Here is an 18,937-nt window from a genome sequence, read left to right on the forward strand (position 1 = left end):
CGGACGGCTCGATCACCTCGTTCGTGGTGATGGAGCTGCTCAGCGGCGAGGAGCTGGAACACCTGCTGACCCAGGGGCCGCTGCCCTGGCCGGCGGCGGGGAGGTCAGCGCGGGCAGCGTCACGGTCGGCGCCAGCATGGTGGCCGCCTGCGGGTCCGCGGGCAGCATCTGGTCGCGCAGCACGGCGGCGACCCGGCGCGCGGTGGGCCGGCGACGCGGGTCGCGGGCCAGGCAGCGCAGGCAGATGTCCGCGACCGGACCGGGCAGTCCCGGTACGTCGTCCAGTGTGGGCTCCGGGCTGTCCGCCAGCGCCGCGCTCAGTTGCTCCCAGGTCTCCGCCGGGTACGGCGGCTGCCCGGTCAGCGTCTCGAACAGCAGCACGCCGAGCGAGTACACGTCGGTGGCCGGCTGGGCGGGCGCGCCGTCGAGCCGTTCCGGGGCCACGTACGCCGGGGTGCCGAACGTGCCGCCGTCCTCGTCGTCGTCCGGCGTGCCGATCCGGGTGGCGATGCCGAAGTCGAGCACCTTCGCGCCGGTGCCGGTCATCATCACGTTGGCCGGAGTCACGTCGCGGTGCACGATGCCGAGCCGGTGTGCCGCGGCGAGCGCCTCGGCGACCTGCGCGCCCGTCTCCACCGCCGCCGGCCAGGGCAGCGGCCCCTGGGTCAGCAGGTGTTCCAGCTCCTCGCCGCTGAGCAGCTCCATCACCACGAACGAGGTGATCGAGCCGTCCGGGGCGACCGTCTCGCCGTAGTCGTGCACGGCTGTGACGTGCGGGTGGTCGAGCTGGGCGGCCGAGCGGGCCTCCTCGCGCACCATGTCGCGGAACCGGGCGTCGGCGGCGAGTGAGGGCGCGAGCACCTTGACCGCCACCACCCGGTCGAGCACCTCGTCGCGGGCGCGCCAGATCACCGACATGCCACCAGCGCCGATCCGGTCGATGAGCCGGTACCGACGGGCCAGCAGACGGCCGGCCTGGAGTGTCGCCATCAGCTCGCACCTGCCTGGGCTCGGGAGCGCTATCAGGTTGCGTGAATGTGTCTTACCTGTCAACAGTCCCCGCGGAGCCGATTGCGCGGCGCGCATCGGCGATGGCTCGCGGTGACGGCCGGGACCAGCGGGGACGGCCCGACCGGCCGGTTGTGGGCCGCGTGCCAGGATGAACGCATGGCAGCGGGTCCGGTGGCGTTCGTGCTCGGCGGCGGGGGAGTGCTCGGCGCGGTCGAGGTGGGCATGCTGCGTGCCCTGTTCCGCGCCCGGATCAAACCCGACCTGGTGCTGGGCACGTCGATCGGCGCGGTCAACGGCGCCCTGGTCGCCGCCGACCCGACCGAGGCGGTCACCGACCGGCTGGTCCGGCTCTGGGCGTCGCCCGAGGCCAGCGAGGTGTACGGCGACTCGGTAGCCCGGCAGTTGCGCCGGTTCGCCGCCCGTACCCACCTGCACTCGCCCCGGCCCCTGTACCGCCTGCTGGAGAGCACGCTGGGCGAGGAGACCACCTTCGCCGACCTGGCCGTGCCGTTCCGCTGCTGCGCCGCGAACATCGAGCGCGCCGCCGAGCACTGGTTCCACACCGGACCGCTGGTGCCGGCGGTGCTCGCGTCCGCCTCGGTGCCCGGGCTGCTGCCCCCGACCCAGATCGACGGCCAGCACTACATCGACGGCGGGGTGGTCAACTCGATCCCGGTCGGCGAGGCGGTACTGCTCGGCGCCAAGCAGATCTTCGTGCTCCAGGTGGGCCGGATAGAACGCGAGCTGAGCCCGCCGCGCCGTCCCTGGGAGATCGCCCAGGTGGCGTTCGAGATCGCCCGCCGGCACCGGTTCGCGCGGGAGATGGCGGCACTGCCCGAGGACGTCGAGGTGCACGTGCTGCCCACCGGCGGGCTGGAGCCGCGCGACGACAGCCCGTGGGCGTACCGGGACACGGCAGCGGTGGGCCGGCGGATCAGCCGGGCGTACACTGCCTCCCGCCGATACCTGGACACCGCGCTGGAGCGCTGAATGCCGCTGCCACCCCGCTGGCTACGCCGGCTGGTGCTCGCACCTGGAGTGGTGCTGCTGGCCTTCTTCGTGGTGACCACGCTGCCCGGCTGGGCGCTGCTGGCGCTCGCCGCGTCCCCGCTGGTGCCGGGACGGCTGCGCCCGCTGCGGCTGCTCTGGATCGGCACCGTCTACCTGGTCTGGGACGCCGCCGCGCTGCTCGCCCTCTTCCTGCTCTGGCTCGCCTCGGGCTTCGGCGCGTACAAGCGCGCGCCGGCCTTCCAGCGGGCCCACTACGTCCTGGCCGGCTGGTTCCTGCGGATGATGTTCTGGCAGGCCCGGTGGACGCTGCGGCTGAGCATCGACGTGGTCGGCACCGACCCGGACACCGCCCTGCCGGGCCGCCCCGAACTGGTGGTCTGCCGGCACGCCGGGCCCGGCGACTCGTTCATCCTGATCCACGCGCTGGTGAACTGGTTCAAGCGGGAACCCCGGATCGTGCTCAAGGAGACGCTCCAGTGGGATCCGGCCATCGACGTGCTGCTCAACCGGTTGCCCAACCGGTTCATCGCGGCCGGGCCGGACGGGCGGGAGTCGGTGGTGCGGCAGATCGGGCACCTGGCCACCGGCCTGGACGACGACGACGCGTTCGTGATCTTCCCGGAGGGCGGCAACTTCACCCCGTCGCGGCGGCTGCGCGCGATCGACCGCCTGCGGTCGCTCGGGCTGGAACGGATGGCGCGGCGGGCCGAGCGGATGCGGCACGTGCTCGCCCCGCAGCCGGGCGGGCTGCTCGCCGCGCTCGACGCCGCGCCGGACGCCGGGGTGATCTTCGTGGCGCACACCGGCCTGGACCAGATGCTCACCGTCGCGGACGTGTGGCGCGAGTTGCCGATGGACAAGCGGATCGTGATGCGGTTCTGGTCGGTGCCGCCGGAGGAGATCCCGGCCGGCGAGCAGGCGCGCATCGACTGGCTGTTCGACTGGTGGGCCCGCATCGACACCTGGATCGCCGCCAACCGCAACGGCGCGGCCGACGCCTGAGCGGAATCGCCGCCGCGTGTTCAGCACGCTGGCAGGTAGGCCGCGTAGGGTGCGCTGGTGGAGCAGATCTGCGTGGTGACGACTGTGGTGGACGCCCGCGGGGTCGCGGACGTGCTGGCGGCCGCGGCCGTCGCCGGCCGGCTGGCGGCCTGCGCCCAGGTCGGCGGCCCGGTGGACAGCACCTACTGGTGGCAGTCGGCGATCCAGACCACCGCCGAGTGGCAGGTGCGGTTCAAGACCGCGCCCGACCGGGTGGACGCCCTGGTCCACCAGCTCCGCGCCAACCACCCGTACGAGGTGCCGGAGATCCTGGTCAGCCGGGAGGACAGCGGCAATCCCGGCTACACCGCCTGGGTACACGAGCAGACCCGACCCTAGGTACTCCTACTCTGTCCGTCCGCCCCGCCGTTGACGAAGCTGGCGAGGTGGAGAACACCGGCTACCCCTGCCCCGGTTGCGGCGCCCCGGCCGACCTCGTCGCCGGATGCCGCGCCTGCGGCCGTCCGCCCTACCCGCCCGCCGCCGAGGTGGTCCGGCTGGACCGGGAGATCACCGAGCTGACGCCGCGCGTCGAGGCGGCCCGGCTCGCGTACCAGGATCTGTCCGGCCGGCTGGTCACGGCCCGGCAGCGGCGGGCGGCGGTGGCCGCCCGGATCCGGCAGGAGATTCCCGCGCCGCGCGCCGCCGGTCCCGCGCCGCCCCCGGCGCCGACGCCGCCGCGGCCGGTTCCACCCACCCCCGCGGTACGCCCCGGCGGCGCGGAAACCTCCACCCGTGCGGTCCAGGGCCTGCTGTTCGTCCTCGGTGGACTGCTGCTCGGCACCGCCGCCGTGGTGTTCACCGCCGTCGCGTGGGCCACGTTCGGGGTGGCCGGCCGGGCGCTGATCCTGCTCGCCGTCACCGCGCTCGCCCTGGTCGCGCCGCTCGTCGCCCGGGCTCGCGGGCTGCGCGGCACCGCCGAGACGCTCGCCTCGGTGGCGCTGCTCCTGGTGGTCCTCGACGGGTACGCCGCCTGGTCGGTGGACCTGTTCGGGGTGACCGGCCTGCCCGGCAGCCGGTACGCGGCGCTGGTGACGGCGATCGGTGCGGCGGTTGCGGCCGGGTACGCCCTGGTCAGCCGCCTCACCGCACCCTGGTTCGCGGCGTGGCTGCTCGCGCAGCCGGTGCTGCCGCTGGCCGCTGCGGCGTTCCGGCCGACTGCTGCCGGCTGGGCGCTGGTGCTGACCGCCGTGGCGCTCGGCGATCTCGCGGTGGTGGTCGCGTTGCGCCGCCGTACCTCCGGCACGCGCGCGGCGCTGGTGGCCGGGCGGGTGCTGGGCTGGACCGGGCACGGCGTGGCGCTGGTCCTGGCGGCCGGCTGCGCGCTGGTGCCGCTGGCGCTCGGCCGCGCGGCGGGTACCCCGCTGCTGGCCGGCGGCCCGCTGCTGGTGGTGGCGCTGGCCCTGGTCGCCGGCGCGCTCGCCGCCGGTGGCCGCCTCTGTCGCGCGACGACCACCGGGCTGCTGGTGCCGGTGCTCGCGGTCGCGCTGGTCCGGCCGGTCGGCGAGCTGCGTGCCGGTCTGCTGCTGCTCGCCGCCGGCCTGGTGGTGGCGGCGCTCGCCGGTGCGGCCCGGGTGCTGCCGGCGTCGGTCCGGACCGGCCCGCTCGTGGGCGCGCTCGCGGTGGCCGCCGCGCTGGGCCAGGTCGCGGTCGTGCTCACCGGCCTGGTCGGCGCGGCCACCGCGAGTGCCGGCTTCCCGGCCTGGCAGGGCGGTCGGGACGTGCCGGTCCCGTCCTGGGGCTGGCAGCTTCCGGTGGCCCTGCTGCTGACCGCCGGGGCGGTCGCGCTGCTGACGCCCCGGGCCGTCCGGCCGATCGTCGGCGTGGCCGCCGCCGGGCTGGTTGCCCTCGCCGCGCCGGCCGTGACGGCGACGCCGTGGCCGCTGGTGCTGGTCGTGGACCTCGCGACGGCCACCGCGCTGCTGCTGGCGGCGGTGGCCCGGCCGCGCCCGGGCCGGGTGGCCGTCCCGGTCGCCGCCTCGGCCGGTGCGGTGCTGCTCGGGCACGCGCTGCTGGTCGGCTTCGCCGCGCCCGCCGGGGCGGTGGCGGTGCTCGCCGTGACGACGCTGCTCGGCGTGACGGCGGCCGGGCTGGGCCGGCGCGGGCTGGACGCGCAGCCGGTTGTGGGCGGTGTCGCCCTCGCGGTGGCGCTGGTCGCCGTACCGGCGGCGGTGGCCGTCGCGCTGCTCGGCCTGGGCGCGCCACTCTGGTGGCAACTGCGGGGCGCCACCGCCGCCGTCGTGGTGCCGGTCGTCGTCGTGCTCGGGGTCCGTCGCCTGTGGACCGATCTGAGCGGGTACGCCTCGACGGGGCTCGCCGTGGCGCTCGCCGGGGTCGGCCTCGTGCCGCTCGTCGCGCCGGGCGGGGAACCGGTGGCGCCGTACGCCGCGGCGGGGGTCCTGCTGGCGCTCGCCGCCGGGGGCGGCTCCCGGCCGGCGGTCGCCCCGCGTGCGGTGGGTGCCGCGCTTGCCGGGCTGGCTCTGCTGGCCGGCGCGCGGACCGTGCTGCTGGTGCTCGCGAACCTGCCGGTGCGGCCCGGGTCCGGGGTGCCCGCCGCCGCGACGGCGTCTGCCGGGACCGCCCGCGCCGGGCTGGTGCTGCTGCTCCTGGGTGCCGCCGCCGGGGCGTACGCCGCGACGGATCGCCGCGTCGCGTGGTGGCTCGCCGCGTCGCCGTTCGGCGCGGTGGCGCTGCCCGTGCTGGCGGAGGCGGCCGGCGCGCCCTGGCCGGTGGTGCCGGCGACGGCGTTCGGGATCGGGCTGGCCGCGCTGCTGGCCGCCGCGCTCACCGGTGCGCACCGGGCGGTGCTCGTGCCGCTGGGCGTGGTGCTGGCCGTTCCCGGGTTCGGCGGCCTGCTCGCCACCCGCGCCGGGACGCTCGCCGCGCTCGGTGTGCTGGTGGTGGCCGGTGCGGTGACCGGGGTGGCCGGACGGCCGGCGGTGGTCCGGATCGTGGGGTGGCTGGGCGCCGTCGCGGCGGCCACCGGGTTCGCTGTCGTCGCGTCGCTCACGGCCGGGCAGCCGCTGCGTACCGGAGCCTTCGCGGTCCTCGCCGTCGCGGCCGTGACGCTGCACGCGGCGCCACTGCTGCGCGTGGTCCGATCGGGCGGCCCGGGCGGCGTCGGCGCAGGGCGGGCCGGCGCGTGGGCGCTGGAGGCTGCGGCGCAGGCCGTGGCGCTGCTCGCGCTGCTGCTCGCGGGCGGCTCGTTGCGGCACGCGGCGGCGGTCTGCGTGCTGTGGGGCGTGGCCGTCGCGGTCCGGGTGCTGCGCCGGGGCGAGTCGCCGGACGGGCGCCGGGTGCTGGCCGCGGTCGCGGCGGGCAGCGAGCTGATCGGCGGCTGGCTGGTGCTCGCAGCGCGCGGGGTGGTCGTGCTGGAGGCGTACACGCTGCCGGCGGCGGCGCTCGCCCTGGGCGCCGGGGTGCTGGCGCTGCGGCGCCGGCCCGGGCTGACCAGCTGGCTGGCGCTCGGCCCCGGGCTCGGCGCGGCGTTGCTGCCGAGCCTCGTGTCGGTGCTGGTCCTCGGTGAGCCGCAGCCGTGGCGGCGGCTGGCGCTCGGCGCGGCGGCAGTGGCAGTGGTGTTCGCCGGGTCGGCCCGGCGCTGGCAGGCGCCGGTGGTGCTGGGCGCGGCCACGCTGGTGCCACTGGCGCTGCACGAGCTGGGCCGAGGCTGGGACCTGCTGCCCCGCTGGATCTTCCTGGCCCTCGGCGGGCTGCTGCTGATCGGGCTGGCCGCCACCTACGAGCGGCGCCGGCGCGACCTGGTCCGGCTGCGCGACGCCGTCGCCCGGCTCGGCTGACCCACGCGGCGAAGCCCTCTCACCCACAGTGGTGAGAGGGCTTCGCCGCGCCAAAATTGATCGACGGCAATTATTGCCCGCAGGGAATCGAAGGTTGTTGGATTCCCGGCCCGGATGAACCGGTGCGCCTCACCTGATCGGCGAACCACCGTCGACCGGGATGGTGTGGCCGTGGATGAAGGACGCGTCGTCGCTGGCGAGGAAGCAGACCGCGCGGGCGATCTCGTGCGGCTCGCCGTACCGGCCGGCGGGCGCCTGCATGGTCAGGTCGTAGAACGGGAAGTCGCTGGTGATCTCCGCGCCCTCGAAGGCGGCGGTCTTGATCACGCCGGGGCCGATGCCGACCGCGCGGATGCCCTGGTGGCCGTAGTCGTAGGCGATCTGCTTGGTGAGCCCGATGACGCCGTGCTTGGCGGTGGTGTACTCCGCGCCGACCTCGCTGGCGACCACGCCGGACGCCGACGACACGTTGATCACGACACCCTTGCCGCGCTCCAGCATGTGCGGCAGCGTGGCCTTGGTCGCGAGGAAGACGCCCTTCAGGTCGACCTCCATGACGCGGTCCCACTGGCTGTTCTCGATCTCCAGCAGCGGCACGTACGCGCCGAACACGCCCGCGTTGTTCACCAGCACGTCGATGCGGCCGTACGCGTCGAGGGCGGCACTCACCATGGCGCGTACCGAGTCCTCGTCGGTGACGTCGGCCGCCACCGCGACCGCGTCGCCGCCGGCTTCCTTGACGCGCGTGACGGTCGCCTCGGCGCGCTCCAGGGAGAGGTCGGACACGACGACCTTCGCGCCCTCGGCGGCCAGCTCGACGCACATGGACATGCCGAGTCCGGAGCCGACCTGGTCCGGGCTGAAGCCGCCACCCGTCACCAACACCACCTTGTCCGTCAATCCACGCATCGCGCTGTCTCCCGTCTGTCGATACCGTGTGGCCGACACCCTGTCCGTTCGGATGAATGACCCTCGTCTTTACGTACATATTAGCTGGTCAGATGGGGTGCGCCCACTGGCGCGAGCGTCCGCTGCGGTGTGATGAGGATGTTTGCGTCGCTCCGGCCTGGAGAGGTAGGGACAGCACCACCCCGCAGCCGGGGGCCTGCGGGATTACCTAGGGCGACGACTGTCGCCAGAATTGGTGACGGAGAGTCGCGTACGAGAGCGTGGCTCGCGGCATCGGGGGCGACATGACTTCTTCCACGTCGACGGAACCCGCGGCACGGCGGGGCAGCGACTACGCGCGGTTGTCCCGCCGGATCGCCGAGGCGGGACTGCTCGAGCGGCGGCCCGGCCGGTACGCGCTGCGGATCGCGCTCACGCTCGGCGCGTTCGTGGCCGGCTGGGTAGTGGTGGCGCTCGTCGGTGACTCGTGGTGGCAGGTGCCGCTGGCGGTGGTGATGGCGGTGGCGACCACGCAGGTGGCGTTCCTCGGCCACGACGCCGGGCACCGGCAGATGTTCCGTCGGCGCGGGCCGAGCGAGGCGGCCGGACTGGTCGCCGGCAACCTGGCGGTCGGGCTCAGCTACGGCTGGTGGGTGGACAAGCACAACCGGCACCACGCCAACCCGAACCACACCGACGAGGACCCGGACGTCGGCGCGGGCGCGCTGGTCTGGACGTACGAGCAGGCGACGGCGACGCGCGGCCTGAGCCGGTGGATGGCCCGGCGCCAGGCGTGGCTGTTCTTCCCGCTGCTCCTGCTGGAAGGGCTGGCGCTGCACGTGGCGAGCGTGCAGGCGCTGGTCGGCCGGGAGCCGGACGGCCGGTGGCGGGTGCCGATGCGGCACCGGGCCGTGGAGGCGCTGCTGCTCGCCGCGCACGCCGCCGGTTACCTCGGTCTGCTGTTCGCGGTCATGTCCCCGGCCAAGGCGCTGCTGTTCGTCGCCGTGCACCAGGGACTCTGGGGGCTCTACATGGGCTGCTCGTTCGCCCCGAACCACAAGGGCATGCCGATGCCCACCGCCGACGACGAGCTGGACTACCTGCGCAAGCAGGTGCTGACCTCGCGCAACGTCCGCGGCGGCCGGTTCGTCGACCTGGCGCTGGGCGGGCTCAACTACCAGATCGAGCACCACCTGTTCCCGAACATGCCGCGCGGCAACCTGCGCCGCGCCCGGCCGCTGGTCATGGCGTACTGCGCCGAGCAGGGCGTCCCGTACGCCGAGACCGGGCTGTTCGAGTCGTACCGGCAGGCGCTGGCGCACCTGCACGACGTGGGCCGGCCGCTGCGCACGGCCTGAGCGGCACGAGCCGGGCGGGGGCGAGTGGGGGCGCCTCCGCCCGGCGTCAGGTCAGGACCGGGTGCCCGAGAAGGCCGCGGCGATCTCCGCCGGCGCCTCCTCCGCCGCACCGGCCGCGGGCGGGCTCAACCGCACCGGCGTGCCGAACTCGGAGTAGGTGACCGACATCTGGCCGAGCGACGCGTCGATGGGCGTCATGTCCATCGTGAAAGTGCTGAGGCGCCCCTGTTCGTCCACCGTCGCGGTGAACGGCAGGGCCTTCGCCTTGTCGCCCGCCGCCGCGAGGGCCTTCCCGTTGGCGCCGCTGCGCGTGTAGTCGAGCGTCCCGGCGTACGAGCGGTCACCTGAGCGGCGGACGTCGACCACTGCCGCGAGCAGCTTCTTCACCCCGCCCGGGTCGTCCACCGGCATCACGCCGTTGCCGGTGTCCATGCGCAGCCACTTCCGGGAACCGCCGAACTGCTCGCCCAGCTCGCCGTCGAACTTGACCCAGGTGTCGGCGCCGATGACCAGCATGCGCACCTCACCGAACGCGGCCATCGTCAGGGTGGTCTGCATGGTGCGGGCCCGCGGATCGGTCACACCGTGCGCGCTGAGCATGGCCGAGTCCAGCTTGACCCGCAGCGTCTGCTCGTTGAGCTTCTCGATGGCGGCGGTCAGTTCGTCACGCGGCGTCGTCGCCGGGCTCGCGGAGCCCGGCGCGGCGGCCCGTTCGGCTGGCGCGTCCGCTCCGGTCCGGTCGCCGCACCCGGTCAGACCGAGGCCGAGCACCGCGACGAGCGCGACCCCCGTGGTCGCCAGCCGTCGTTTCGTCATCAGTGATGTTCCTCCGCAAAAAGGGCCCCCACCGGGGCCGGACGATCAATGTAACGGCGCCCGCCGGGTGGCGTGCGCCCCTTTTCGGGAGTGCGCCGCGAGGCTGCCGGCGGGGGTGGCCGGTAGGGTCGTCGCTTGGTGGAGGGCGCGTCACGGTGGTGGCGCGCGGCGCGGCGGGCCGACCGGCCCCGGCCGCGTCACGGGACGACATCGTGCGGAGCTGCGGCATGAGATTCGAGATCAGCAAGGTGCTCGACGCCATCGAGGGTCGGGTCTGCACCGACCCGTCGCTGGCCCGGGCAGTGGTCGACCTGGCCGAGGTCATCCGCTGGCAGAACCTGGACGGCGGCCGTCCGGCCAGCCTGCTGCGGCTCGGCATGGTGATCGACGCGCTGTCCCGGCAGATCGGCGAGGACAGCGTCCCGGTCTACGCGATCGTGCACCGGGCGCTGCTGTCCGACGCCGACCTGACCTCCAACGAGCGGATGGTGGTGCGCCGGTGGGCCGACGACGGCCTGGTGGAGGTGCTCGACCAGCCCGGTGACCGGATGCTGGAGGTGGCCGACCTGCTCGGCCTGCCGGTGCTCACCCGGGCGCGGCTGGACGGGCTCGTCGGGCGGTACCCGTGGATCGGGCAGGCGGGCCGGGTGCTCGCCCCGGTGCCCGGCGCCGGCGGGCCGGTCTTCATCGCGCACGTCGGCGGCGGCCAGGACCCGGCCACCGGCAGCCGATCGCCGGCCGGGGTCAAGGTGCTCTCCCGGAAGTGGCGGTGCCCCGAGCCGGGCTGCGCGCTGTTCGGCGGCGGCGGGGGCGGTGGCGCCTTCGCCGACCTGGCCGCCGTGGACCGGGTGCCGGCCGAGCAGCCGCCGCCCACCCTGCGTACCGGCGCGCCGACCTGCCCCCGGCACGGCGCGCGGCTCTCCGACGCCGGCCCGCGCCCGCGTACCGCTGTGCTCGCCGTGCGCATCGGCGGTCTGGTCCGCAAGAGGTTCGCGCTCACCGAGACCGAGCCGGTGGCGGTCGGCCGGGCACCGGACGGGCCGGGCGGGGTGACGCTCGGCCAGTGGCTCAACGACGAGGCCCGGCGCTGGATCAGCCGCAGCCACATCCGGCTGGAGTTGCGGGTGGGCGAGGTGGTGGTCACCGACACCAGCACCAACGGCTCCGGCGTACGCCCCGGTGGCTCGATGGCGGAGCACGAGCGGCTCGCGCTGGCGCCGCAGCAGTCCCGGGTGCTCGCCGAGGGCGACCTGATCGAGCTGTACCCGGGCGTGCAGGTGGGCCGCGCCGACGACATGAGCAGCGACGCGAAGTACACCCCGAACTCGGTGATGGCCGAGGCGCCGACCATGGCGATGCGGCTGCCGCGTCAGTGACGGGCACGTGCGAAGGCGCCGGGACCGTCGCGGTCCCGGCGCCTTCTCGCGTACGGAGTGAGCCTCGTCGCGTACGGCCTCAGCCGGCCAGGACGGCGGCGAGCTGCGCCACCGCGTGGTCGATCTCCTCTTCGGTGATCACCAGCGGCGGGGCGAGCCGGATGGTCGAGCCGTGGGTGTCCTTCGCCAGCACACCCCGCTCCATCAGCAGCTCGCACGCCTGCCGGCCGGTCATCAGCGCCGGGTCGATGTCCAGCCCGGCCCACAGTCCGCGACCGCGTACCGCCACCAGGCCCTTGCCGATCAGGCCGCGCAGCCCGGCGTGCAGCCGCTCGCCCAGCTCGGCCGAGCGGCGCTGGAACTCGCCGGTGGCGAGCAGCCGGACCACCTCGGTCGCGACCGCGCAGGCCAGCGGGTTGCCGCCGAACGTCGAGCCGTGCTGGCCCGGCTGGAGCACACCCAGCACGTCGCGGTTCGCGGCCACCGCCGACACCGGCACGATGCCGCCGCCGAGCGCCTTGCCCAGCAGGTACATGTCCGGCTCGACGCCCTCGTGCTCGCACGCGAACGTCGCGCCGGTACGCCCCAGGCCCGACTGGATCTCGTCGGCGACGAAAAGCACGTTGCGCTCGGTGCAGACGCGGCGCACACCCGGCAGGTAGCCCTCCGGCGGCACCACGACGCCCTGCTCACCCTGGATCGGTTCCAGCAGCGCGGCCACCGTGTTCTCGTCGATCGCCTCGGTCAGCGCGGCCAGGTCGCCGTAGGGGACCACAGTGAAACCCGGGGTGTACGGCCCGAAGTCGGCGCGCGCGTCCTCGTCGGTGGAGAAGCTGACGATGGTGGTCGTACGGCCGTGGAAGTTGCCCTCCGCCACCACGATGTTGGCCTGGCCCGGCGTGACGCCCTTGACCTGGTAACCCCACTTGCGGGCGACCTTGATGCCGGTCTCCACCGCCTCGGCGCCGGTGTTCATCGGCAGCACCAGGTCCTTGCCGCAGAGCGCGGCCAGCTCGCGGCAGAAGTCGGCGAACTGGTCGTGGACGAACGCGCGGCTGGTCAGCGTGAGCCGGTCGAGCTGCGCGTGCGCGGCCTCGATCAGCTTTGGGTGCCGGTGGCCGAAGTTCAGCGCCGAGTATCCCGCCAGGCAGTCCAGGTAGCGGCGGCCGTCCACGTCGGTCAGCCAGGCGCCCTCGGCCGACGAGATCACCACGGGCAGCGGGTGGTAGTTGTGCGCCGTGTGACGCTCCGCGTCCCGGACCGCGGACGGAGTCCGCAGCATGTCGTCGATGATCACTTGCTCGCCTTTCCCTGACGGAGTCGCAACGTGCAGCACTTCGGTCCGCCGCCGGCCTTGCGCAGCTCGGACAGGTCGATCCCGATGGTCTCGTAGCCCCGGTCGCGCAGCTTCGCGGCCAGGTCGGTGGCCTGCGCGGGCAGCACCACGTGCCGCCCGTCGCTCACCGCGTTCAGGCCCAGCACCTCGGCGTCGGCCATGGTGGCGTGGATCGCGTCCGGGAACAGCCGGCGCAGCACCGCCCGGCTGCCGGGGGAGAACGCCTCCGGCAGGTACGCCACGGTGCGCTCGTCGAGCACCGTCAGCGCGGTGTCCAGGTGGTAGAAGCGGGGGTCCACCAGCTGCATGGTGATCACCGGGTAGCCGAAGATCTCCTGGAGCTGCGCGTGCGACGCGTGCGCGGTGCGGAACCCGGTGCCGGCGAGCAGGTGGTCGCCGGCCAGCAGGACGTCGCCCTCGCCCTCGTTCACGTGCTTCGGGTCGTACATCTCGAAGCCGGCGCCCTCGAACCAGGCCCGGTACGCGGGCGCCTCGTCGGCGCGCTGCGGGTCGCGGAACTGCACCGCCATGGCCCTGCCGTCGATCACGGTGCCGCCGTTCGCGGCGAAGACCATGTCCGGCAGGCCGGCGACCGGCTCGATCAGGTCGACCTCGTGGCCCAGGTCCAGGTACGTGCGCCGAAGCTGCTCCCACTGCCGGATCGCCAGGTCGGCGTCGACCGGGGCGGTGGGGTCCATCCACGGGTTGATCGCGTAGTCGACGGCGAAGTACGTCGGCCGGCACATCAAAAAGCGCTGGCGGATGGCGTCCATCGTCATGTCGTGCTCCCAGTGTCGGGCGCGCCCGGCCACGGTCGGCCCACGGGCTGGCGCCGTGGTCCAACGTTATGCGGCCCGGGTAGACGACATCCACCGCGAGAAGTTGCGTTGAGCAGCGAATCGTTGCGTTGAATCGGTCAGCTGCGAGCGATCATTGCGTCGACGCCGGACACACTTCGGGGGCGGCGAACCGCCGCCCCCGAAAGAGGTGTTGCCCGGCCGGTGAACCACCGGAGCTGATCAGGCTGCCGACGCCCTGCGTCGGCGATCGGGACAGTGCCCGTCAGAACCAGTTGCCAAACTGTGAGTCGAGCCACTCGCGGAAGCGGCCCACCCAGTCGCCGTCGGTGGTCGGCCAGTCGAACTGGCCGGTCATCGCCACGATGCCGAGCACCACGGCGGCCAGGCCGACCGTGACGCCGATCAGCGCGTCGGTCTTGCCCGCCACGTGCCGACGACGGGTGGCGATCAGGCCCAGCACCGCCAGCACGGCACCGACCGCACCGACGCCGATGCCGTACCCGGCGAGCGTGCCGGAGAGCACGAACAGCGCCCCGACCACGGAGACGATCAGGCCGAGCGTGGCGAGCAGGCTGGCCCGGGGACGCTTGGTGGTGTACGGCTCCGGCCGGTCCACCCGGCCGTCGCGGTCGGCGTCCGTACCGTCGGGCCGGCCGTCCCGGTCGAGGTCGGTACGGCCGTCCCGGTCCAGGTCGGTGTGGTCCGGACGGCCGTCGCGGTCCAGGTCGGCGGTGCGCTCGGCGGCGGGCGTCGCGCCGACCGTCCGGGCGTCGGTCACCGGAGCGGTCCGCGTGTCGGTGTCGGCCCGGCGGCCGGTGACCGCACGCGCCGCCGCAGCCCGGTCCGCCGCCCGTCGCCGCGCCTCCGCGTCCCGCTCGTCGTCGGCCGCCGTGTTCGGGGCGTCGGTCGCCGCGGCCGTCCTCCGGCCGTCGGTGGTCGTGGTCGCGTCGAGGTCGCGCGCGTCCCGGCCGGCCGCCGCGTCCCGGGCGCGCTCGTCGTCGGTCGCGGCAGCCGCGCTGCGGTACGTGGTCCGCTCCTCGTCGCGGTCGGTGACCACGGGGCGGTCGGCCGGCTGCTCGGCGGTCCGGTCGCGCTCGTCGACCACGCCGTCGCCGTTGGTATCGGTACTGGTCGCCGAAGAGTTCCGGCGGGACAAGATCTTCACGATGGCACCTCCTGATCCAGGCGCGGAGGCCGCGCATGACATGCAGGAAGTACCCAGGTGTGCCGAAATCGACACCCGTGGCCCGCTCCGCACGCTCCGGCGGTCGGCATCGGAGCGTGCGGAGATCGCCGCCGGTCAGGACACGGTGCGTGACCACTGCTGGTTGGTGCCCGCACCGCAGGTGTACTGCTGGACGTCCGCGCCGTCGCCGGTGCCGGCGTTCACCACGTCCAGGCACTTCCCGCTGTGCCGGGCCCGCAGCTGGAACCAGTCGCCGAGCGCGGCCCACTGCCACTGCTGGTTGGCGCCGCTGCCGCAGGTGTACTGGATGATGTTGGCGCCGTCGGCGGTGGACGCGTTCGCGACGTCGAGGCACTTGCCGCTCGCGGCGTTGACGAGGCGGAACCAGCCGCCGCCGGCGTCCTGGAACTCCCACCTCTGGTTTCCGCCGCCGTTCCACCCCCACTGCTTGACCTCGGCGTTGTTCGCCGTGGAGCCGTTGATCACGTCGAGCACCCGGCCGCTGTGCCGGGCGGTGACGCGGTAGTACGCGGGCGAGTTGCCGGTGACCGTGCCCGCCGCCGTGTCGACGGTGACGGACGGGTACCAGGTCAGGCTCATGCTGGTGGCGGTCGGGAAGCTGATCGGCAGCCACACGTACTGGGAGTCGTTGGCCGGGCCGCCCCAGGCGCCCGCCCACCGGTCACCCAGGTAGAGGTAGCTGGTGCCGGACGTGCCCTGGACCGGCAGCACGAAGGCGGGCTGGGAGTTGAACGTGGTGCCGCTGCCCACGTCGGTCCAGCCGCTCCACGGTCCCGAGATGCTCGGCGCGGTGGCGTACCGGGCCTGGTTCGGGCTCCAGCCCGTGGCCCCCGAGGTCAGCAGGAAGTAGGTGCCGCCCCGCTTGAACATCGCCGGCGCCTCGCGGTGCGCACCGTCCCAGAAGTTGCCCACCAGAGCGGCGACGTTCAGGTAGTCCGAGGTGAGCCGGTAGATGTGCAGGTCGTAGTTGTCGTCGGCGGCCGAGATCATGTACGCGGTGCCGTTGTCGTTGTAGAGCGTGATGTCGCGGGACATGTGCTGTCCGAGCGGGCGGAAGCTGCCGTGGTAGGTGTAGTCGCCGTCCACAGTGGCCGACGAGGCGACGGCGGCCCGCGCCTCGTTGTAGTCCGACCCGTTCTCCTTGTGCATCCACATCACGAACCGGCCGGTGCCGGCGTTGTAGACGACCTTCGGCCGCTCGATGTTGGCGACCCGCAGCTCGGCGGCCGACGACTGGGTGAGCACGTTGTTGCGGAACTCCCAGGTGCGCAGATCAGTGGAGCGGTAGACCGACACCGCCCGGAACGTGTTGTCCGGGTTGCGGTTCTCGCCGAACCAGTAGTAGTAGTCGCCGACCTTGAGCACGCCGCCGCCGTGGGCGTGCACCACGGCGCCGTTGGTGTCGGTGAACTGGGTGCCGTTGGTGACCGTCACCGGCGCCGCGAGCGCGCCCGCTGCCGGTCCCACCACGGGTGCCGCCAGCGCCACCGCGAGCGCCAGCGCCGCCGCCAGGAGGCGGCCACCTCCTGGCGTCCGGTCGTGCCGCGCCGTCCATCGCATGCCGGTCACCGCCCGCAGACCGGCGTGATGGCGGCGGGCGTCGCGCTTGCCGCCACGAGCAGGCCGAACGTCGTCGAAGCGCCCGGCGCCAGCGACCCGTTCCAGGAGGCGTTGCGGACCGCGACGTCCTGGCCGGCGCCCTCGGCCACGCCGCCCCAGACCGACTGGATGCGCTCGTCACCGGACCACCGCCACGAGACGAGCCAGCCCGGGACCGGCTCGGTGCCGTCGTTGCGCACTGTCACGGTGGCGACGAAGCCGCCGCCCCACCTGCTGTCGATCGTGGCCGTCGCGGAGCAGAGCGACAGCGTGCGTGCCGGTCCGCCGATCACGTACGGATCCCGCGTGCCCTTGGTGTCGCCGAACCGGAACCAGTACTCGGTGCCCGGGGTCAGGCCGCCGATGGTCACCGTCCCGGATCGTTGCGGCCCGGTGACGGCCTCGGCCACCGGGTCGCGCCACCCGGTGGCGTCCTCGCGGCTGGTGAAGAGGCTGACGAGGAGCGGCGGGTCGTAGCCGCAGGGCGGGCTGAGCACCATCCAGTAGGTGATGGTGACGCTGGTGGTGGTGGCGCCCGTCACCTGGCCGGTGACCGGCAGCGCCGGGGGGCACGCGAACGTGGGTGTCGGGGTGGGCGTCGCCGCGGTGGCGGGCGTCATCGTGGTGGTGGCGGGCGACCGGTCGGCACCGGCCGAGGCGGCCAGGCCGGTCAGGGCGAGGGCGGCGGCCAGTGCCGCGCCGAGCGTACGGAGCATCTGTCTCTCCCGAGCTGGGGGCGCCGGGGGGCGGTCGGCGCCGGAGTGGTGGTGGACCGCGATGTCGCCGCCGCGGCGGCACGGCGGAGTGCCGGAGAGGACTGCCCGGCACCGGGGTGGCGCATCACCCCGCGCTTGTCCCTCCGGCGAGATCGAGCGGCTCGCGCTGGCTCCCGAGCACTACGGCCGCCAGTCTTTCAGTCGACGAACATCGATTCAACGTCGTCCCACGGCCCGCAGTCGCCGGTGGCGCGCTCTGCTGACTACGCTTGGCGGTCGTGCCAGAGGGACACTCCATCCACCGCCTCGCCGCCCGGCACGCCGAGCTGTTCGCGGGCGACAAGGTGCACGCCGACAGCCCGCAGGGGCGCTTCGCCGAGGGCGCGGCCCGCCTGAGCGGCACCGTCCTGGACGGCACCGAGGCGTACGGCAAGCACCTGCTGCACCACTACGCGGGCGAGCTGACGTTGCACGTACACCTCGGCCTGTACGGCAAGTTCGCCGACGGGCCGGGGGAGCCGCCGGCCCCGGTCGGGCAGGTGCGGCTGCGGCTGCACAGCGACCGGCACTGGCTGGAACTGCGCGGCCCGACCGCCTGCGAGCTGCTGACCCCGCCCGAGGTGGGGGCGCTGCGGGACCGGCTCGGGCCGGACCCGCTGCGCGCCGACGCCGACCCGGACCGGGCGTACGCGCGGATCCGCCGCAGCCCCACCCCGCTGGCCGCGCTGCTGCTCGACCAGTCGGTGGTGGCCGGCACCGGCCTGATCTTCGTGACCGAGGCGCTGTTCCGGGCCGGCCTGCCACCGCTGCTGCCGGGGCGGGAGCTGACGCCGGCCGGCTGGGCCGAACTCTGGGCGGACCTGGTGACGCTGATGACCCGCGCGGTCGAGCGGGGCCGGATCGACACCGTGCGCGACGCCGACCTGCCGGAGGTGACCGGCCGCGCGCCGCGCGTGGACCGGCACGGCGGCGAGGTGTACGTCTACCGCCGCCCCGGCGCGCCCTGCCACGTCTGCGGCACGGCGGTCGGCCGGGGCGTGCTCGCGGGGCGCAACCTCTACTGGTGCCCGACCTGCCAGGCGGGCTGAGTCACATCTCGTCGAGCAGCCAGCGGGCCGCCTCGACGTTGCCGGGGAAGACCTGGTCGCCGCCGATGCTCCAGGCCACCGTCTGCCCGATCGCCCAGCCGCGTACCCGTTCCCGGTCCAGGCCCAGCTCGGTGCTGAGCCGGTCGAGCCGGTGCCGCACCGCCGCCGGGGAGTGGCCCAGCTCCGCGCCGCGCACGAGCGGCACCACCGCGAACTCCCGCTCGCCGACCAGCGGCTTCGGGTCGATCACCAGCCACGGCTCGCGCCCGGCGGCCAGGATGTTGCCGGCGTGCAGGTCCTGGTTCACGAGCACCTGCTCGCCCTGGCTCGGCACCAGGTCGGTGAGGAGCCCGAGCGCGGCGTCGAGCAGGCGCCGCTCGTACGGGCGGCCGGCCCGTCGCCAGTTACCAGGCATCCGCTCCGCCCAGCCGGCCGCCTCCTCGGCCAGCGGCGTGAACGGCGCACCGGCCGGCACCGCGAGCCCCGGTAGCAGGCCGATCGCGACGTCGAGCGCCGCGTTGGCCGCCAGCGAGTGCAGCGGCGTACCGGGGTCGCACCGCTCGACGAGCAGCGCGCGCCGGTCGGCGTCGTGGGCGAGCAGCCGGATCGCGCCCCGCCCGTCCCAGTGCGCCAGCGCGGTGGCCTCGTGGACGCTGTCGTCGTCCGGGTACTGGAGCTTCAGCACCGCACGGGTGCCGTCCGGAAGCGTCGCGGGCAGCGCCAGCGAGGCGAACGCGTACGCGAACGGTGGACCCGGTGTCAGCTCCCACCGCGCGACGCAGTGGGCCAGCCGGCCGGGCAGCTCCGCGAGCCACGCCCGGCCGGCCTCGGTCCGCTCGACCCAGCGCAGCCCTTCGGGAATGTCGCACCGCATCGGGACATCCTGACCGGTG

16 protein-coding genes are annotated in these 18,937 nt (G+C 74.4%); 7 read left to right on the forward strand and 9 right to left on the reverse strand.

Translation table 11 applies throughout. The annotated features are described in order from the left end of the window. Positions 1-39: 39 nt before the first annotated feature. A complete protein-coding gene (locus F8279_RS08530; protein ID WP_225853195.1) occupies positions 40-990 on the reverse strand; it encodes a serine/threonine-protein kinase in 951 nt (316 codons plus the stop codon). Between the two features lie 177 nt (positions 991-1,167). On the opposite strand from F8279_RS08530, the gene F8279_RS08535 reads away from it, so the two are divergent. Genes F8279_RS08535 through F8279_RS08550 form a run of 4 tightly spaced genes read left to right on the forward strand, consistent with a single transcriptional unit; the run spans position 1,168 to position 6,860 of the window. Beyond that, on the forward strand, positions 1,168-2,001 hold the full coding sequence (locus tag F8279_RS08535; protein ID WP_091422409.1) for a patatin-like phospholipase family protein: 834 nt from the start codon (positions 1,168-1,170) through the stop codon (positions 1,999-2,001). After that, on the forward strand, positions 2,002-3,024 hold the full coding sequence (locus F8279_RS08540) for a 1-acyl-sn-glycerol-3-phosphate acyltransferase (protein ID WP_091422413.1): 1,023 nt from the start codon (positions 2,002-2,004) through the stop codon (positions 3,022-3,024). Between the two features lie 57 nt (positions 3,025-3,081). Continuing rightward, complete coding sequence (gene cutA / locus F8279_RS08545) at positions 3,082-3,402, forward strand: divalent-cation tolerance protein CutA (protein ID WP_091422416.1); 321 nt, start codon at positions 3,082-3,084, stop codon at positions 3,400-3,402. Positions 3,403-3,449: 47 nt separating this feature from the next. Then, complete coding sequence (locus F8279_RS08550; protein WP_151499598.1) at positions 3,450-6,860, forward strand: SCO7613 C-terminal domain-containing membrane protein; 3,411 nt, start codon at positions 3,450-3,452, stop codon at positions 6,858-6,860. A 129-nt stretch (positions 6,861-6,989) separates the two neighbouring features. Here F8279_RS08550 and F8279_RS08555 read toward each other — a convergent pair whose 3' ends face one another. Further along, complete coding sequence (locus tag F8279_RS08555; RefSeq protein ID WP_013475298.1) at positions 6,990-7,769, reverse strand: SDR family NAD(P)-dependent oxidoreductase; 780 nt, start codon at positions 7,767-7,769, stop codon at positions 6,990-6,992. 284 nt (positions 7,770-8,053) lie between these two features. On the opposite strand from F8279_RS08555, the gene F8279_RS08560 reads away from it, so the two are divergent. Continuing rightward, entirely contained in the window at positions 8,054-9,106 is a 1,053-nt protein-coding gene (locus F8279_RS08560) for an acyl-CoA desaturase (protein ID WP_091422422.1), read from the forward strand. Positions 9,107-9,157: 51 nt separating this feature from the next. Here the strand turns inward: F8279_RS08560 and F8279_RS08565 are convergent, their stop codons facing one another. Beyond that, entirely contained in the window at positions 9,158-9,922 is a 765-nt protein-coding gene (locus tag F8279_RS08565) for a hypothetical protein (protein WP_091422425.1), read from the reverse strand. Between the two features lie 227 nt (positions 9,923-10,149). Here F8279_RS08565 and F8279_RS08570 point away from each other — a divergent pair, with 227 nt between their 5' ends. Beyond that, positions 10,150-11,298 carry an FHA domain-containing protein gene (locus F8279_RS08570; RefSeq protein WP_091423270.1) on the forward strand — a complete coding sequence of 383 codons (1,149 nt, stop codon included), beginning with the start codon at positions 10,150-10,152 and terminating at the stop codon, positions 11,296-11,298. A 79-nt stretch (positions 11,299-11,377) separates the two neighbouring features. Here the strand turns inward: F8279_RS08570 and rocD are convergent, their stop codons facing one another. The 5 genes from rocD to F8279_RS08595 form a co-directional block, all read right to left on the reverse strand. Further along, complete coding sequence (gene rocD / locus F8279_RS08575; RefSeq protein ID WP_192580656.1) at positions 11,378-12,592, reverse strand: ornithine--oxo-acid transaminase; 1,215 nt, start codon at positions 12,590-12,592, stop codon at positions 11,378-11,380. Then, positions 12,592-13,407: a dimethylargininase gene (gene ddaH / locus F8279_RS08580; RefSeq protein WP_175438788.1), complete on the reverse strand. Its 816-nt coding sequence runs from the start codon at positions 13,405-13,407 to the stop codon at positions 12,592-12,594. Before ddaH ends, rocD begins: the two co-directional genes overlap by 1 nt. A 289-nt stretch (positions 13,408-13,696) precedes the next feature. Continuing rightward, entirely contained in the window at positions 13,697-14,599 is a 903-nt protein-coding gene (locus tag F8279_RS08585) for a DMT family transporter (RefSeq protein WP_151499599.1), read from the reverse strand. Positions 14,600-14,734: 135 nt separating this feature from the next. Then, positions 14,735-16,201, reverse strand: coding sequence for an RICIN domain-containing protein (locus F8279_RS08590; RefSeq protein WP_151499600.1), 1,467 nt, complete (start codon positions 16,199-16,201; stop codon positions 14,735-14,737). Between the two features lie 5 nt (positions 16,202-16,206). Next, on the reverse strand, positions 16,207-16,956 hold the full coding sequence (locus F8279_RS08595) for a cellulose binding domain-containing protein (protein ID WP_151499601.1): 750 nt from the start codon (positions 16,954-16,956) through the stop codon (positions 16,207-16,209). Between the two features lie 278 nt (positions 16,957-17,234). Here F8279_RS08595 and F8279_RS08600 point away from each other — a divergent pair, with 278 nt between their 5' ends. Continuing rightward, a complete protein-coding gene (locus tag F8279_RS08600; RefSeq protein WP_151499602.1) occupies positions 17,235-18,044 on the forward strand; it encodes an Fpg/Nei family DNA glycosylase in 810 nt (269 codons plus the stop codon). Between the two features lies 1 nt (position 18,045). On the opposite strand, the gene F8279_RS08605 is transcribed toward F8279_RS08600, so the two are convergent. Next, on the reverse strand, positions 18,046-18,918 hold the full coding sequence (locus F8279_RS08605; RefSeq protein WP_151499603.1) for an aminoglycoside phosphotransferase family protein: 873 nt from the start codon (positions 18,916-18,918) through the stop codon (positions 18,046-18,048). Positions 18,919-18,937 lie beyond the last annotated feature (19 nt).

Origin of the sequence: Micromonospora sp. AMSO1212t (assembly GCF_008868145.1) — a bacterium.
GTDB lineage: Bacteria > Actinomycetota > Actinomycetes > Mycobacteriales > Micromonosporaceae > Micromonospora > Micromonospora tulbaghiae.

Coding starts and splice junctions, on each gene's coding strand:
- F8279_RS08555 (WP_013475298.1), bottom strand. CDS start 7,769: ATGCGTGGATTGACGGACAAGGTGGTGTTGGTGACGGGTGGCGGCTTC.
- F8279_RS08560 (WP_091422422.1), top strand. CDS start 8,054: ATGACTTCTTCCACGTCGACGGAACCCGCGGCACGGCGGGGCAGCGAC.
- F8279_RS08570 (WP_091423270.1), top strand. CDS start 10,150: ATGAGATTCGAGATCAGCAAGGTGCTCGACGCCATCGAGGGTCGGGTC.
- F8279_RS08540 (WP_091422413.1), top strand. CDS start 2,002: ATGCCGCTGCCACCCCGCTGGCTACGCCGGCTGGTGCTCGCACCTGGA.
- F8279_RS08595 (WP_151499601.1), bottom strand. CDS start 16,956: ATGCTCCGTACGCTCGGCGCGGCACTGGCCGCCGCCCTCGCCCTGACC.
- F8279_RS08605 (WP_151499603.1), bottom strand. CDS start 18,918: ATGCGGTGCGACATTCCCGAAGGGCTGCGCTGGGTCGAGCGGACCGAG.
- ddaH (WP_175438788.1), bottom strand. CDS start 13,407: ATGGACGCCATCCGCCAGCGCTTTTTGATGTGCCGGCCGACGTACTTC.
- F8279_RS08565 (WP_091422425.1), bottom strand. CDS start 9,922: ATGACGAAACGACGGCTGGCGACCACGGGGGTCGCGCTCGTCGCGGTG.
- F8279_RS08590 (WP_151499600.1), bottom strand. CDS start 16,201: ATGCGATGGACGGCGCGGCACGACCGGACGCCAGGAGGTGGCCGCCTC.
- F8279_RS08535 (WP_091422409.1), top strand. CDS start 1,168: ATGGCAGCGGGTCCGGTGGCGTTCGTGCTCGGCGGCGGGGGAGTGCTC.
- F8279_RS08530 (WP_225853195.1), bottom strand. CDS start 990: ATGGCGACACTCCAGGCCGGCCGTCTGCTGGCCCGTCGGTACCGGCTC.